Origin of the sequence: Streptomyces chromofuscus (assembly GCF_015160875.1) — a bacterium.
Classification (GTDB): Bacteria; Actinomycetota; Actinomycetes; order Streptomycetales; family Streptomycetaceae; genus Streptomyces; species Streptomyces chromofuscus.
Genome location: NZ_CP063374.1, coordinates 5709070 through 5725189 on the forward strand (window position 1 = coordinate 5709070; position 16120 = coordinate 5725189).

12 protein-coding genes are annotated in these 16120 nt (G+C 73.7%); 9 read left to right on the forward strand and 3 right to left on the reverse strand.

Annotation, left to right across the window (positions count from 1 at the left end; all coding sequences use genetic code 11):
- Positions 1-125: 125 nt before the first annotated feature.
- Complete coding sequence (glgX, locus tag IPT68_RS25850; RefSeq protein WP_189701179.1) at positions 126-2363, reverse strand: glycogen debranching protein GlgX; 2238 nt, start codon at positions 2361-2363, stop codon at positions 126-128.
- 150 nt (positions 2364-2513) lie between these two features.
- On the opposite strand from glgX, the gene IPT68_RS25855 reads away from it, so the two are divergent.
- From IPT68_RS25855 to IPT68_RS25870, 4 genes are all read left to right on the forward strand, one after another.
- Entirely contained in the window at positions 2514-3740 is a 1227-nt protein-coding gene (locus IPT68_RS25855; protein WP_189701178.1) for a L,D-transpeptidase, read from the forward strand.
- Positions 3741-3925: 185 nt separating this feature from the next.
- Positions 3926-5173: a L,D-transpeptidase gene (locus IPT68_RS25860; RefSeq protein ID WP_228039906.1), complete on the forward strand. Its 1248-nt coding sequence runs from the start codon at positions 3926-3928 to the stop codon at positions 5171-5173.
- 74 nt (positions 5174-5247) lie between these two features.
- A complete protein-coding gene (locus IPT68_RS25865) occupies positions 5248-6015 on the forward strand; it encodes an enoyl-CoA hydratase/isomerase family protein (protein ID WP_189701177.1) in 768 nt (255 codons plus the stop codon).
- Between the two features lie 274 nt (positions 6016-6289).
- Entirely contained in the window at positions 6290-6793 is a 504-nt protein-coding gene (locus IPT68_RS25870; protein WP_189701176.1) for an ATP-binding protein, read from the forward strand.
- Between the two features lie 93 nt (positions 6794-6886).
- On the opposite strand, the gene IPT68_RS25875 is transcribed toward IPT68_RS25870, so the two are convergent.
- Positions 6887-7561 carry a GNAT family N-acetyltransferase gene (locus IPT68_RS25875; protein WP_228039909.1) on the reverse strand — a complete coding sequence of 225 codons (675 nt, stop codon included), beginning with the start codon at positions 7559-7561 and terminating at the stop codon, positions 6887-6889.
- Positions 7562-7607: 46 nt separating this feature from the next.
- Here IPT68_RS25875 and IPT68_RS25880 point away from each other — a divergent pair, with 46 nt between their 5' ends.
- Positions 7608-8522 carry a helix-turn-helix domain-containing protein gene (locus IPT68_RS25880; protein WP_189701174.1) on the forward strand — a complete coding sequence of 305 codons (915 nt, stop codon included), beginning with the start codon at positions 7608-7610 and terminating at the stop codon, positions 8520-8522.
- Between the two features lie 51 nt (positions 8523-8573).
- Positions 8574-8786, forward strand: coding sequence for an EF-hand domain-containing protein (locus IPT68_RS25885; RefSeq protein WP_189701173.1), 213 nt, complete (start codon positions 8574-8576; stop codon positions 8784-8786).
- A gap of 62 nt (positions 8787-8848) precedes the next feature.
- Here the strand turns inward: IPT68_RS25885 and IPT68_RS25890 are convergent, their stop codons facing one another.
- Positions 8849-10762 (reverse strand): beta-N-acetylhexosaminidase family protein, encoded by a 1914-nt coding sequence (locus IPT68_RS25890; protein WP_189701172.1) that lies wholly within the window; start codon positions 10760-10762, stop codon positions 8849-8851.
- 285 nt (positions 10763-11047) lie between these two features.
- Between IPT68_RS25890 and IPT68_RS25895 the strand changes: the two genes are divergently transcribed.
- From IPT68_RS25895 to IPT68_RS25905, 3 genes are all read left to right on the forward strand, one after another.
- Positions 11048-11929 (forward strand): nucleotidyl cyclase domain-containing protein, encoded by an 882-nt coding sequence (locus tag IPT68_RS25895; RefSeq protein ID WP_189701171.1) that lies wholly within the window; start codon positions 11048-11050, stop codon positions 11927-11929.
- A gap of 222 nt (positions 11930-12151) precedes the next feature.
- Positions 12152-14245, forward strand: a complete 2094-nt coding sequence (locus tag IPT68_RS25900; RefSeq protein ID WP_194074012.1) for a hypothetical protein — start codon at positions 12152-12154, stop codon at positions 14243-14245.
- Positions 14242-16080, forward strand: a complete 1839-nt coding sequence (locus IPT68_RS25905; RefSeq protein ID WP_189701169.1) for a hypothetical protein — start codon at positions 14242-14244, stop codon at positions 16078-16080. Before IPT68_RS25900 ends, IPT68_RS25905 begins: the two co-directional genes overlap by 4 nt.
- Positions 16081-16120 lie beyond the last annotated feature (40 nt).

Sequence of the window (16120 nt, forward strand, 5' to 3'; positions counted from 1 at the left end):
GACGGCCTCGGCCCGGTTTTGAGCGGCGGCTCGGTCCACGGCCTCGTTCGACCGTGGGCAGCGGCCCGGCCGACGGCCCCAACCCGCCTGCGCGGACCCTGAGCGGCGACGGCCGGGCGGCTGTCTCAGCCGACCCTGAGGAGCAGCACCGAGCGGGCCGGTACCGTGATCGCCGTGCCCGCCGGGTGGGTCACGGCGGGCGCCGCCGCCTGGTCCTCCTCGGACGTGTCGACGACCACCTCGTACCGCTCCGCCCACGGCGGTCCCGGCAGGACGAAGCTCACCGGCCGCTCCCCGGCGTGCAGCACGGCGAGGAAGCTGTCGTCGAGGATCGGCGCGCCCCGCTCGTCCCGGCCCGGGATGTCCCGCCCGGACAGATACATGCCGAGCGTGGCCGCCGGCGCGTACCAGTCCCGTTCGGTCATCTCCGTGCCCCGCGCGGTGAACCACGCCAGGTCCCGCAGCCCGTCCGCCGAGTGCGCCCTCCCGGAGAAGAACGCCCGCCGCCGCAGCACCGGATGCCGGTGGCGCAGCTCGATCAGCCGGGAGGTGAGGTCGAACAGCGCCTTCCAGCCCGGCTCGGCCAGCAGCCCCCAGTCGACCCAGCTGATCTCGTTGTCCTGGCAGTACGCGTTGTTGTTGCCCCGCTGCGTGCGCCCCAGCTCGTCGCCCGCGACCAGCATCGGCACGCCCGTCGACAGCAGCAGCGTGGTCAGCAGGTTGCGCAGCTGCCGCCGCCGCAGCGCCCGTACCCGCTCCTCGCCGGTCTCGCCCTCCACCCCGCAGTTCCAGGCCCGGTTGTCGTCCGTGCCGTCCCGGTTGCCCTCGCCGTTCGCCTCGTTGTGCTTGCGCTCGTACGACACGAGGTCGCGGAGCGTGAAACCGTCGTGCGCGGTGATGAAGTTGACCGACGCGTACGGCCGCCGGCCACCCCAGGCGTAGAGGTCGCTGGACCCCGACAATCGGTACCCCATCTCCCGCACGTCCGGCAGCGCGTGCCGCCAGAAGTCCCGCACCGCGTTGCGGTAGCGGTCGTTCCACTCCGTCCACAGGGGCGGGAAGGCGCCCACCTGGTACCCGCCGGAGCCGACGTCCCAGGGCTCGGCGATCAGCTTCACCCGGCGCAGCACCGGGTCCTGCGCGATGACGGCCAGGAACGGGGACAGCATGTCCACGTCGTGCATCGACCGGGCCAGCGCCGCCGCCAGGTCGAACCGGAAGCCGTCCACGCCCATCTCCGTCACCCAGTAGCGCAGCGAGTCGGTGATGAGCCGCAGCACGTGCGGCTGGACGACGTGCAGCGTGTTGCCGCAGCCGGTGTAGTCGGCGTACCGGCGGGCGTCGGACTGGAGGCGGTAGTAGCCGCGGTTGTCGATGCCCTTCAGGGACAGCGTCGGGCCCAGCTCGCCCGCCTCCGCGGTGTGGTTGTAGACGACGTCCAGGATGACCTCGATCCCGGCCGCGTGCAGCGCCCGCACCATCCGCTTGAACTCGCCGACCTGTTCCCCGCGCGTGCCGGACGCGGCGTACGCGGCGTGCGGGGCGAAGTAGCCGATGGAGTTGTAGCCCCAGTAGTTCTTCAGGCCCCGGCGCAGCAGATGGTCCTCGTGCGCGAACTGGTGCACGGGCAGCAGCTCCACGGCCGTGATGCCGAGCCGGGTGAGGTGCTCGATCGCCGCCGGGTGGGCCAGGCCCGCGTACGTGCCGCGCAGCTCCTCGGGGATCGCCGGGTGCAGCTTGGTGAAGCCGCGCACGTGCAGCTCGTAGATCACCGAGTCCGCCCAGGGCGTCTTGGGGCGGCGGTCGTCCGACCAGTCGTCGTCGTCGTGGACGACGACCCCCTTCGGGACGTGCGGCGCCGAGTCCCGTTCGTCGCGCACGGTGTCCGCGACCTGCTGCTGGGGCCAGTCCCGGACGTGCCCGTAGACCTCGGGCGGCAGGCCGAAGTCGCCGTCCACCGCGCGCGCGTACGGGTCGAGCAGCAGCTTCGCCGGGTTCCAGCGGCCGCCCGTCCACGGATCCCAGCGGCCGTGCACCCGGTAGCCGTACCGCTGCCCCGGCATGACTCCCGGCACGAACCCGTGCCAGATCTCGTGGGTCAGCTCGGTCAGGCGGTGCCGCCGTTCCGTGCCGTCCTCGTCGAACAGGCACAGCTCCACCGCCTCCGCCCCGCCCGCCCACAACGCGAAGTTGGTGCCCGCCACCCCGTCCGGGCCGACCCGGAACCGGGCCCCCAGCGGCGTCGGGGCCCCCGGCCACACCGGCACCGCGGCGGCCGGCGCCGCGCGCGGCGCGCCGTTCAACGCGGTGGCCGGGCGTCCGCCCTGCCCGGCCACCGTCTCCTGCTCGGCTGCGCTGGACACCTGTCAGCCTCCCGCGGCTCGTCACGACGACGTCGGCCGGGGCACGGCGTCCCTTCCGCGGCACCGGTCCGTCGTCCTCCCCACTGTTCTGCCCAGAGCTTGGCTCGCACTCACGTTTCCCCAGGGCGGGCCCGGTCGTTGGACACGTTTGTGAGGCACGTACATGGGCGCGCGCGGCGCGCGAGGGCCGCACTGGCCGCCGTACTGACATGGGCAGGACTGCTGGCCGGGGCCGCCGGCTGCACGTCGGACGGCGTGAGCCGGCTCGGCGCGCCCGGCAAACCCCCCGGTCCCGAGCAGGTCATCGACGTCTCGCCGGACGACGGCAGCAAGGGCGTCCGCCGCGACGAGACACTCTCCGTACAGGTGTCCGACGGGCGTCTGGAGTCCGTGCGGGTCGTCAGGTCCCAGGACGCCCAGGAACTGCCGGTGCCCGGCCGGATCTCCGCGGACGGGCGGCGCTGGGAACCCGACGACGGGAAGCTGGCGATGGCCGCCCGGTACACCGTCGACGCCGTGGCCGTGGACGGCGACGGCCGCCGTTCCGCCCGGCACACCACCTTCAGCACGCAGGTGCCGAAGGAACGCTTCATTGGCTACGTCACCCCGGAGAACCGCTCCGTGGTCGGCACCGGAATGATCGTCAGCCTGGAGTTCAACCGGGAGATCGAGGACCGCGCGGCCGTCGAACGGGCCGTACGCGTCACCGCGAAGCCCGACGTCGAGATCCGCCCGCACTGGTTCGGCCGGAACCGTCTCGACTTCCGCCCCGAGCACTACTGGAGACCCGGCACCGAGGTCACCGTCGAGCTGCGGCTGAGGGACGTCGAGGGCGCACGCGGGGTCTACGGGCTCCAGTACAAGACGGTCGCGTTCACCGTCGGCCGCAGCCAGGTCTCGCTGGTCGACGCGCAGAAGCACACCATGGAGGTGCGCCGGGACGGCGAGCTGCTCGGGACGGTGCCGATCACCGCGGGGGCGCCCAAGAGCCCGACGTACAACGGGAAGATGGTGGTCAGCGCCATGTACGAGGTGACCCGGATGAACGGCAGCACGGTCGGCTTCGGCGGCGAGTACGACATCCCGGACGTCCCGCACGCCATGCGCCTCACCGACTCCGGCACCTTCCTGCACGGCAACTACTGGGCGGCGGCCAGTACGTTCGGCGCGACCAACGTCAGCCACGGCTGTGTCGGGCTGCGGGACGTCAAGGGTGGCGACTCGGAGACCCCGGCGGGCTGGTTCTTCGACCGGACGCTGGTCGGGGACGTCGTCGAGGTCGTCAACAGCGATGACAAAAGGGTCGCTCCCGACAACGGGCTCGGAGGATGGAACATGGGATGGAAGGAGTGGAAAGCGGGCAGTGCTCTGAAGTGAGCCCGCTGGGGGGCGGGCCGGTCCGCGGCGGCCGGATGATGTTGGGACTGAACGGTGACAATCGCGCGGCCTCGGCGGCGCCGACCGTGTGGTTAATATGCGCCGAACGCGCGGGACGCGCTGGGGAGCGGGCCCGACGGGGCCCGGTGAGGGTCCGGTCCGGGGCCCGTTGAGGGGAGAACAACGTGAACGTGCGACCGATATCGGGGGCGTCGGTTGACGCGCGCGGGGGGCGCGGACGCAAGGGCATGGCGCTGGTCGCCGGCGTGCTGCTGCTGACCGTCACCGCGTGCGGCTCGGGCTCGGACTCCGGGTCGGGCTCCGGCTCGGGGTCCGACAAGGGCAAGGGGGCGGCCACGGCGGAGAGCAAGCAGTCCGAGGCGGCCGTCACCATAGCCCCCAAGGACGGCGCCGAGTCCGTCGAGACCAGCGGAGCCCTCAAGGTCACCGCCGCCAAGGGCAAGCTGACCGAGGTCGTCGTCAAGGACGCCAAGGGCACCGAGATAGCCGGTGAGATATCGAAGGACGGCGCCACCTGGACGCCGTCCACCCACCTGGCCGCCTCCACCAAGTACCAGGTGCACGCGGTCGCGAAGGACTCCGCCGGCCGCGAGGCCGCCGAGGACGCGAGCTTCACCACCCTGACGCCGCAGAACACGTTCGTCGGCCACTTCACCCCCGAGGACGGCTCCACCGTCGGCGTCGGCATGCCCTTCTCCCTCAACTTCACCCGGGGCATCACCAATCCCGAGCAGGTCGAGAAGGCCGTCGAGATCAAGACCGAACCGGCCGTCGAGGTCGAGGGCCACTGGTTCGGCAACGACCGCCTCGACTTCCGCCCCGAGAAGTACTGGAAGGCCGGCACCAAGGTCACCGTCAGGCTCAACCTCAACGGCGTCGAGGGCCGCCCCGGTGTCTACGGCGAGCAGGCCAAGACCGTCTCCTTCACCATCGGCCGCAACCAGGTCTCCGTCGTGGACGCCAAGAAGCTCACGATGAAGGTCATGCGGGACGGCAAGGTCGTCAAGACCATCCCGGTCACCACCGGCAAGCCCGGCATGGAGACCTGGAACGGCCAGATGGTCATCAGCGAGAAGCACACCGTGACCCGGATGAACGGCGCGACGGTCGGTTACGGCGGCGAGTACGACATCAAGGACGTCCCGCACGCCGTGCGCCTGACCACCTCCGGCACCTTCCTGCACGGCAACTACTGGGCGAGCGGCGCCTTCGGCAGCTACAACGCCAGCCACGGTTGCGTCGGCCTGCGCGACGTGCGCGGCGGCTGGGACAAGGGCGCGCCGGCCGCGTGGTTCTTCGACAACTCGATGGTCGGCGACGTGGTCGTGGTGAGGAACTCCAACGACCGGATCGTGGACCCGGACAACGGGCTCAACGGCTGGAACATGTCGTGGGAGAAGTGGAAGGCGTGAACCGCTGACGCGCCGGGCCCGGTGTGACCGACCGCACCGGGCCCGTCGCCGTTAGCCGACGTTAACCTGCTGGCATGACCGTGAATCTCGAAGTCGCCGAGGGCGTCGGCACGCTCCGCCTCGACCGCCCGCCCATGAACGCGCTGGACATCGCCACGCAGGACCGGCTGAAGGAACTCGCCGAGGAGGCCACGCGCCGCGACGACGTCCGCGCGGTCGTCGTGTACGGCGGCGAGAAGGTGTTCGCGGCGGGCGCGGACATCAAGGAGATGCAGGACATGGACCACACGGCGATGGTCCTGCGCGCCCGCGCCCTGCAGGACTCCTTCACGGCCGTGGCCCGCATCCCCAAGCCGGTCGTCGCCGCCGTCACCGGGTACGCGCTCGGCGGCGGATGCGAACTGGCGCTGTGCGCGGACTACCGCGTCGCCGCGGACAACGCCAAGCTGGGCCAGCCGGAGATCCTGCTCGGCCTGATCCCCGGCGCGGGCGGCACCCAGCGCCTGGCACGGCTGATCGGCCCGTCCAAGGCCAAGGACCTGATCTTCACCGGCCGGATGGTCAAGGCCGACGAGGCGCTGAGCCTGGGCCTGGTGGACCAGGTGGTGCCGGCGGCCGAGGTGTACGACACGGCGCACGCGTGGGCGGCGAAGCTGGCGCAGGGTCCCGCGCTCGCGCTGCGCGCGGCGAAGGAGTCGATCGACACGGGACTGGAGACGGACATCGACACCGGCCTCGCCGTCGAACGGAACTGGTTCGCGGGCCTGTTCGCCACCGAGGACCGTGAGCGGGGGATGCGCAGCTTCGTGGAGGAGGGGCCGGGCAAGGCCAAGTTCCTCTGAAATCCTCGCGTCAGGGCTTGCAATTGACGCGATGTCTGATCCGGGTCCCTCGATGGGGCGGTTTATGGAAGCCTTAAAGCAGCCTTAAGCCTGCCTTGTCGAGGGAGTCCGTCCATTGCCACCAGCCGACCCTTCTTCGCAGGTCGGAGGGGCTGTTCCCGCCTCCGAACTGCCCGTGGCATATGCCGAACGCCGGGCCCGGAACGTCGGTCGGAGGGGGGCGGATTCCCCGGGAACGGCCCCGCGGGGCGCGCCGGACGGCCATGATGGGGGCATGGCGGGGCTGGAGGGCATCGAACAGCCGCAAGGACGCGGCCGTGCGACCGCGGCGCGCTGGTCGCCGGCGGTCGAGGACGAACGAGCACTCAGGGCGCTGGAGTTGTTCGGCAACCCCACGGAGGCGGAGGTCTCACTGCCGTCCCGCCCGGAGTCGGCCGCGACGGCACGCCGGCTCGCCCAGGTCGTCGTCCTGCGCCAGTGGGGCCTGTCCGCCAAGATGACCGAGGACGCCGTTCTCCTCGTCTCCGAGCTGGTCGGCAACGCCGTGCGCCACACCGGCGCCCGCGCCTTCGGCCTGCGGATGCGCCGCCGCCGGGGCTGGATCCGCATCGAGGTCCGCGACCCCTCCCGGGGGCTGCCCTGCCTGATGCCGGTCCAGGAGATGGACGTCAGTGGCCGGGGTCTGTACCTCGTCGACAAGCTCTCGGACCGCTGGGGCGTGGACCTGCTGCCGCGCGGCAAGACGACCTGGTTCGAGATGAGGGTGGCGGACCGCTGAGTCCGGTGGGCGCCGGCGCCGCGCCCTTTGTGTCGTCCGCCCGCCGAGTGGCGGCCGGCGGTCGCCCGGTGAACGGCACCCCCGAGGCCGAGCTCACGCGCTGCCGTCCGAGCGCCCCGCACTCCGCGGCCCGGCACTGATGAACAGCGCCTCCGATCCCACCGGCCGGTAGCCGGCCGCCTGGAAGGCCCGCAGGCTCCGGGCGTTGCCCGGGGAGATCTGTGCCCACACCGGCTCGCCCCCGGCCAGGTGCCGCGCCGCCAGCGCCAGGGCCCGCCCCAGCCCTCGGTGCCGTACCGCCTCCGCCACCTCCACCGCGGCCTCCAGCCGCCCCGCGACGCCGCGCCCCAGCACCAGCACTCCGCCGTCGGCGGCCCACACCCGCACGTCGTCACGGCGTCTGCGGGAGCTGACGACCCTCGAGTGGGCGGGATCGCGGATCTCCCGCACCGCGAGGGGCGGTTCACCCGGCCGCGGCGACGCCACCGTCATCACGTCGATCGTGTCCGTCGTGCGTCCCGTCCGCTCCAGGAAGGCGGCGATGAAGCGGGCGTTCATCGTCGCCGCGAGCGCGTCGCAGTCCAGACCGCCCAGGGTGTCGTGGACCCACTGAGGATCCTCGTCCGTGAAGACCACCGAGTGCCCGGTGAAGGCGATCACTCCCGCGTCCCGGGCGCAGTGCTGGGGCACGACCGTCGTACGGCCGTCCGCCGGCGGGAAGACGCCCCGCGCCGCGGCGTCCAGAATGTCCCGCAAGGTCTCCACCACAGCGCTCCTTGAGTCTCCACCCACTGGAAGGCACACACTCGCAGACATGATCGACGACAGCACCGGTCTGTTCACCATCGGCGAGCTCGCCCGGACCACCGGACTGACCGTCCGCACCATCCGCTACTGGTCCGACGAGGGCGTCCTGCACCCGGTGGCCCGCTCCACCGGCGGCTACCGGCTGTACGACGCCGCGTCCGTGGCCCGCCTGGAGCTCATCCGCACCCTGCGCGAACTGGGCCTCGGACTGGACGACGTACGCCGGGTGCTGGCGGGTGAGACGACGGTCGCGGAGGTGGCCGCCACCCACGTGGTGGCCCTGGACGCGCGGATCAGGGCACTGAAGGTGACCCGCGCGGTGCTGTCGACCGTGGCGCGACGCGGCTCGACCGCTGAGGAGATGACGCTGATGAACAGGCTTGCGCGGCTGTCGGCCGCCGAACGGAGCCGCATTCTGCAGGAGTTCGTGGACGAGATGTTCCACGGGCTTGACACGGCCGACCCGGCGATCCGGGAGCGGATGCGCACCATGGCGGTGGACCTGCCGGAACAGCCCACGCCGGAGCAGGTGGACGCCTGGGTGGAACTGGCCGAGATGCTCCAGGACCCCGTCTTCCGGGCACGGATGCGCGAGGTGGCCGAGTTCAACGCGGCCGACCGGGGGCCGGACGTGCCCGCCGGGGCGTCGCTGTGGTTCGCGCGGCGGCTGGTGCGGCTGGGCGCCGAGGCCCGGGAGCGCGGCATCGCCCCCGAGTCGCCCGAGGCGGCGGAGGCCCTGCGCGGCCTGCTCGGCGACGCCGACCCCGCCGAAGTCCTGGAGCGCCTGCGCTCCGGCGCCGACGACCGGGTCACCCGCTACCGCGAACTGCTCGCCGTGGTGAAGGGCGGGGAACCGGCGGCCGCGCACCGCGAGGAGTTCGCCTGGGTGGTCGCCGCACTGGAGGCTCGCGTGGACAGCTAATCTGACCTGCGTCAGTACGACGGAAACAGCACGAGACAGAGGGGCGGACCGGTGGCGGACATCGAGGAAGCGCGCAAGCAGTTCGAGCGGATCGACACGGACGGCGACGGCCGGATCACGGCCAAGGAGTTCAAGACCGCTCTGGCGCAGGGCGGCGACTGGAACGTGACCGAGGCGGTCGCCGAGGCCATCATCGCCAGCCGCGACCTCGACGGCGACAAGCTGCTCTCGTTCGACGAGTTCTGGGCCCACCTGAACAAGTGAACCCACCCGAAGGGGCGCCCCGCGTACGGCGAGGGGCGCCCCTTCGTCACGTGCGGTGCGCCTCAGGGCGCTTCCAGCGCCCGCGCCACGAACGCGTCCAGCACCCCCGCCCCCACCTCCACCGTGCGGGGACGGCCCTGCCAGTCGGTGACCGTGTGCGAGCGGGCGGCGTCGCGCAGGGCGCGGACCTGGGCGCGGGTGCCCGTGCCGTCCCGGAGGTCCAGGGCGGCCAGGGCCGCGCGCGCCCAGTCGCGGGTGGCGTCCAGCCAGGGAGCGACGGAGGCGCGCACCGCCGGCGGGACCGTGTCGGGCGCTGCGGCGAGGATGTCGAGGTGGCCGCGCAGGGCGTCCCTCGCGTCGGGGGCGCCGCGCCGGTAGTCCTCGATCAGCGCGGCCAGCTTCGGGGCCGGAGTGCTGTCGAGGCGGGAGGCGTGGTTGAGGTCGGCGAAGGCGCGCAGGGCGGTGAGGGCGCGGCCGTCGCCGGCGGCCAGGACCCGCAGGCCCGCGTCGAGGGCGGCGGCGGGCCGGTAGGCCCGCGGATGCCAGGCGTAGGCGGCGACGGAGAACAGGGCGGGCACGGAGGCGGTGGCCTGGTTCATCGGGTTGGCGGTCACGCCCGCCACCGCGCCGGGGACGCCGGGGTCGCGGCCCGCGTAGGGGCCCAGGAGGAGGGTGCCCGGCGTGTAGTCGTTCACCGGGTAGTTGTCCCAGACCACCACCGGATGCCCGTAGCGGCGTGCCGCCTCACGGGCCTGGTCGGCGCGCAGGGTGGGGGAGACCACCAGCGGGCCCGTCCACATGACGGCGATGCCGGGGGCGAGGGCGGAGGCGAGGGCCGTCGTGTAGTCGGTGGCGCGCGTGCCGTCGTACTCCGTGGGGACCGTGATCAGGGGCCCGGCCTGCGGGCGGGGGGCCAGGAAGCCGCGCTGGACCTCGTTGAGCAGGTCCGCCTGGGCGCGGGCCACCGCCGCCCGTCCATGGCCGTACACCGTCGCGTCGGCGCGGCAGTTCCAGCGGGTGATGTCGATGTCGTCGAGCGGGACGGCGTACGAGCGCACCCCGACGTCCCAGAGCTGGCGGAACTTGCGCAGCAGCGCGGCGCGGTCGGCGGCGGAGGAGTAGCAGACCGACGGGCCGGGGGAGAGGGCGTACACGAAGGAGACGTGGCGGGCCGCGGCATACCGCGCCAGAGCGCGCAGGGCGGTCAGCCGGGACTCGGGGTACGGCTCACGCCAGCGGGACCGCAGGTAGGGGTCGTCCTTGGGACTGTAGAGGTAGGTGTTGAGCTTCCAGCGGGCGGCGAAGTCCAGCTGGGCCAGGCGTTCCCGGTGCGTCCAGGGGGTGCCGTAGAAGCCCTCGACGATGCCTCTGGTCGCGGTGGCGGGCCAGTCCCGGATGCGGACGGCGGGCAGGGCGGTGCGGGCGGCGGCCGCTCCGACGGGGCGGACGAGCTGGGCGAAGGTCTGCGCGGCGTGGAAGGCGCCGGTCCGGTCCGCTCCGGCGAGGGCGACGCGGGGGGCACCCCCCGCGTGGCCGACGGCGAGGACGTAGCCGCCCTCGGGCAGGCCCTTCGGCGAGCCGGCGTCCAGGCCCGCCGTCGTCCCGTCGGTCACCACCAGCAGTTCCCCCGGGCGCGGCTCGTCCCCGACCCGGATCTCACGGGCGCCGCCGGCGCGCAGGGCCCGGACGACGACGTCGAGCGTGGCCGGATCCGTCGCGTCCCCGGCGCGCACCGCCACGCTGCGGCCGATGGCCACGGAGCCCCGGTCGTCGCGCACCTCGCGCGGCGGCGGCCAGAGCGCGGGCACCGCGGCGGTCTCGCCGGCGTGCGGCCGCGCGTCGGCCCCGGCGGGCGGAACGGCCCGCGTACCGCCGTCGCCACCCGAGCCGCCCGCGCAGTCCCGCAGCAGCAGGGCGAGCACCAGCCCGAGCGCGCAGCCCAGCAGCAGCGGTGGCGGGATACGGAACGCGCGCACCGGCCCCTCCCCCTTCGTGCGTCGCGGAGGTCCGGCCGCGAACGCTGAACTCAACTCAACTGTGCGCATCAGGTTATGACGAAGTGGCAGATAGCGGCGGATGGGTTGCGTGAAGCGGGCGGTGGGCATCGTAGAGGTCCGTGTGGCGTTCCTGGGGCCGGGTGCGCGGTGCGGGAGGCACATGCGCCGTGTTGTGCGCCAGTTGGCGTAGACAGGGGCGCTCACAGCTCTTATCCAGGTATGCGCGGGGCGGACGTGGCCCCGGACGAGCACAGGAGGTCGCCGATGGTCGCGCCGGACCCGCTCAGCCACTGGATCGTTCTGGTCGACATCGAGGACTTCAGTCTGCGCGCGGAGACCGCCCAGGCGACCCTGCACGAAGAGCTGTACCACGTCGTCGAGTTCGCGCTGGCGCGCGCCGGTCTCGACATCGACGGGTGTGCCGTGCAGGACCGCGGGGACGGCGTGCTGGTCCTGATACCGGTCGGCACCAGCCCCACCAGGCTGCTGCGGGAGCTGGTGCGGGGCCTTCAGGACGCGCTGGCCGAGCACCGGGGCAAGTACAACGACGACCACCGCATGCGGCTGCGCGCCGGACTGCACCAGGGGCTGGTGATCCAGCGCGGCCAGCGGTGGACGGGCACGGCCGTCAACGACCTGGCCCGGCTGGTGGACGCCGCGCCGGTCAAGCAGGTGCTCGCCCGGGCCGCCCGGGCCCACCTGGTGGTGGTCGTCTCCGAGGAGATCCACCGGTCGGTGGTGCTGGGCCGGTACCCGGGCATCGACCCGGCGGCCTATCTGCCCGCCGACTTCGTCACCAAGCACGGTGAGGCGCGCCGGGGCTGGGTCACCGTGCCCGGCTACCCGGCACCTCCCGGACTTCCCGCGGATCCGGGGGAGCCGCCACGTGACCGTGGCAGAGACGGGGGACCACCCGGCACGGGCGGCAACGCGGGAGGAGCGGGCGGCGGGGCCGACACGGGGAGCCCGGCACCGCCGCCCACGCTCGGCGTCCAGGACATGCTGCACAGCCAACTGGCTTTCGGTGACGGTGCCTTGGCGGTCGGCGGCGACTACGTGGAGGGCAACAAGAACGTCTACGGATCCACGCCCACGCCCACCCCCGAAGACCCCGCGCTCCGCCGCAGCGCCGCGGACGGAGCATGAGCACGCCCGCGGGCCCCGCCCCCGCCGCGCCGGCGCCCGTCCCGCAGCCGGCGCCGCCGCGGCGCCACGGGGTGGGCAGCCCGCCGCCGCGCCCGCGCCGGGCACCGCCCCGGCCGCCCCGGCGGTCCCGCTCCGGGCGCCGGTGCCGGGGCCGGCGGCGAGGGGCAGCCGCCGGCCGGGCCGCAGTCGCCCACCCCCGAACCCCCCGGCGCCGCCAACAACGTGGGCGCCGGAGCCAGCGCCAGTGTCGCCACCGCCCGCACCGGCCAGGGCAGCCTCCGCGCGGGCCTGCTGCGCGACGCCTGGACGCACATCGGCGGCGACCGCGTGCAGGGCGACAAGATCGTCATCCACGCCGCGGGCGAGCGCGGAGTGGTCCTGCGTGCCGTGGCCGCCGCCCTGGTGGACACCGTCCGGCACACCTTCCAGGCGCCGCCCCGCTGGGACGACATCCAGGCCGACGCCTGGCAGCGCCGCTCGGTCGTGCTGCGCGGCCCCGGCGGCGCGGGCAAGACCGCGGCGGCGGTCCGGCTGCTGATCTCCGCCCAGGTCAAGACCTGGTACCTGCTGGACTCGGTGGCCGAACTGACCCGGCTGACCGAACTGCGCCAACTCGGCAGCGGCGCGGGCCTGCTGCTCGACCGGCCCCCCGACCTCGGCGAGCTGCGCGGCTCCCAACTGGCCGGACTGGAGGGCCTGCTGGAGCGGGCCGACGCCCGACTGGTGCTGATCGCCGGGCCGGACGCCGAACTGGACCGCAGCGTGGGCGAGTACGTCCAGCGCGTCACCCGCCCCGACTCCCTGGACGCCGTACTCGCCGCCCACCTGGCCCTCCGGCTCGGCGAGGCGGACGCCGAACGCGTACGGGCCGCAGACGGGGTCGCCGACCTTGTCGCGGAACTCCTCTGCGACGGCCCCGGCTGCCGCGACGCCGCCCGCCTCGCCGAGGTGCTCGCCCACGAGTACGGCGGTGGCGGCATCGACCCGGACCGGGTGCGCGCCCGGATGGACAGCTCCGGCGGGGAGAGCCCCGAGGAGTGGTTCGAAGGGCTCGGCGACACCGGGCTGCGCACCCAGGCCATCGCCCTGGCCGTGCTCGGCGGGCTGCCGCAGGAGGACGTGGCGCTGGCCGCCGCCGCCCTGCTCGACCGGTTCCGCAGCGACCGCGGCGTCCTCACCACCAGCGTCGAACGCGGCCCCGTCCCGCTCCGACAGGACCCGTTCGCGCAGTCCCGCCGGCTGCTCGCCGAGAAGCTGCGCGCCCGCACCGTCTCCGCCGTCACCCGCGGCAGCTTCGGCCGGCTGCCCTGCACCGTCGCCGAGTACCGCAACCCCGACTACCCGCCCCGGATCATCCGGCACGTCTGGTCCGAGTACCGGATCCAGCAAGAACTCGTGCACTGGCTGGCCGAGTTGGTCGACTCGCCCTCGCAGCAGGTGCGCAGCTTCGCCGGGACCGCGCTCGGCCTGATCGCCACCGAGTCCTTCGACCACATCGCCACCCAGGTGCTGCCCGGCTGGGTGCTGCACGAGGACAGCGGCTCCGCACGCCGCGAGGCCATCGCCTACGCGCTGCGCGTGTGCGCCCGCGACCCCGACCTGCGGCCCGGCGTCCACGCCCTCGTCAACGGCTGGTACCTCAGCGGCACCTGGGAGTTCCAGGCCGCCGCCGCCCGCGCGTACGGGCTGTGCCTGGGCGGAGCCGACCTGCACACCGCCGTGCGCTGCCTCACCCGGCTCGGCACCGTCGACCACATCCAGGTCGCCATCGCCATCGGGGACGCCTTCGCCGACCTGGTCGAGGAGGACGTCCAGGCGCACGCCCCGCTGGTGCTGCGGGCCGTCGCCGAAATGGTGCACGAACCGCTCAGCCGCCCGGTCGGCCACCTGGTGTTCCTGATCCTCGCCGACGCCCTCGCCACCGAGGAACCCGCCGCCCCCGGCGCCGCCCCGCGCTCCCGCCCCACCCTGCTCCGGCTGGCCGCGGCGGACCCGCCCGGCAGCGAACTGCGCCGCCTGCTCGGCTACCTGTGGTCCGAGGTGATCGGCGGCGAACTCTTCGGCGACGAGTCCGCGGGCGTCCTGGAGGCCTGGGCCGCCCAGGCCGAGACCGACCCGCTGCTCCTCGACGACCTGGTCCGCGTCCTCGTCCAGGACGTGGTCGCGCCCAGCCCCCGCGTCGGCCGCCTCCTGGAGCGCTACGTGACGCGCTGGACCGAGCGCGACCGCTTCCGTCCCCTGCCCCGCGCCGCGGCGGTCCTCGGCAGCGCCCTGCGGCCGTCCGCCGGCCCCGCACACCCCGGAGGTGCCCGGTGACCGAACCGGTGTCGTTGATCGTCAGCCAGACGCCGGTGCCCCGCATGGCCGTGGGGCCGACCAAGGCGACCGAACCCCATCTCGCCGTCGTCTACGCCACCGCCTCCGGCGAGGTGGCCTGCTTCGAGGGCCGCCCGATGAAGCCCTCGCAGCAAATGTTCTCCAAGTACCGCACCCGGTACGAGGTCGACATGCGCGCCTACCAGCGCTCCGCCCTCCTCGGCCGCAACCCGCTGGTCTCCCGGGACGGCGTGCACGCCTTCGAGGTGACCGTCGACTTCGCCTTCCGCGTCGACGGCTGGAAGGGCGCCGAGGACTTCGTGCGCTCCGGCCTGCGCGACCCGCTGCCCGTGGTCCACGGCCACCTGGTCTCCCTCTTCCACGGCGCGGGCCAGCGATTCGCCATCGAGGACTCCTTCGGCCTCCAGCACCACCTCAACCAGCTGTGCGCCCAGCCGGTGGTCTTCCAGGAGGGCCTCAAGCTCTACGGCTGCCAGGTGCACGTCCGGCCCGACGCCAAGTCCCTGTCGCACCTGGAGTCCCTCATCGAGGCCGGCCGGCGCGAACACCTCGGCGCCGCCGAGCACGTGCCCAACCGGGGCGCCGTCGTCCGGCAGATCGAGATCGAGACCATCCAGCAGCAGGCCCAGATCCAGGCCACCGCCCGGCAGGCGGACGCGCTCGCCGACACCCTCACCACCAGCGACGGCCTGATCCGCCACTACCTGGTCACCCACCCGCACGACGCGGCAGGCGCGTTCGAGATGCGGCGTCAACTGGAGGAGGCCCGCGCGGCCACCGCCGAACTGCAGAACCAGCGCGCCCTCGGCCTGTTCCAGGTGATGGCCGAGAAGGGCCTGATACAGGCCGGCGATCTGGAACACATGCGCCGGCAGCTCACCGGCACGGTCGGCCGCGCCACCGGAGGCGACGGCGCCCTTCCGCCCCCGGCCACCCCGCAGCTGACCACCGCCCGCCCCTGGGACCCGCCCCAGCTCCCGCCGGCCGGCCCCGCCGAACCGGCACAGGCACCACCCGGCTACGCCCCGACCCTCGTCTCACCCACCGTCACCCCGGAGCCCGGGGTGACCCCGCAAGCCGGCGTCACCCCCGAAGGCTTCACCCCGCGAGCCGGTGCCGGCCCGGCCGCGCCGCCCGGCCCGCCCACCACGACCGCCCCCACCGCCCTGATCTACCTCGTCGTCGACGAGTCCCTGGACCGCGCCTGCCTCGACGAACTCCAGCGCGGACTGGACGCCCTGCACTCCGCGCTCTCCGCCGCCCCGCACCTCTCCCGCGTCCTGCGGCTGGGCGTCCTCGGCATGGCCGCCACCACCGAACAGCGGCTGTCCCTGGCCGAGGTCGGCCCCGGCACCCGTACCGCCCTCCTCGTGGGCCGGCGCGGACTGTCGTACAGTCACGCCTTCCGCACCCTGCGGCCACTGATCGGGCAGGACGTCACCGTCGTCAAGAACGACGGCGCGCGGGTGCTGCGGCCCCTCGTGTACTTCCTCACCGGCGGCGCGCCCGACGAGGGAAACACCTGGCGCGGCGACCACCACGACCTGACCGACACCGACCGCAACCGGGCGGCGCCGCACCTGATCGCGCTCGGCTTCGGCCGGGCCGAGACGCAGGCCGTACGGGCCGTGGCGACCCGCCCCGAGTTGGGCTTCATGGCCGCCCCGCACCAGGACGCCGCCTCGGCCGCGCACAGCTGTGCCGCGTTCCTGCGCGACAGCGTCGTCGGGTACGGGCAGCGCCTCGCGTCCGGCGAGGCGAACTTCTCCATCAACCCGCCGGACGGCTTCCGGCGGGCCGAGGACGCGCTGTGACCCTCGGACACCCCACGGCCGACGCAACCCACGCCATCCC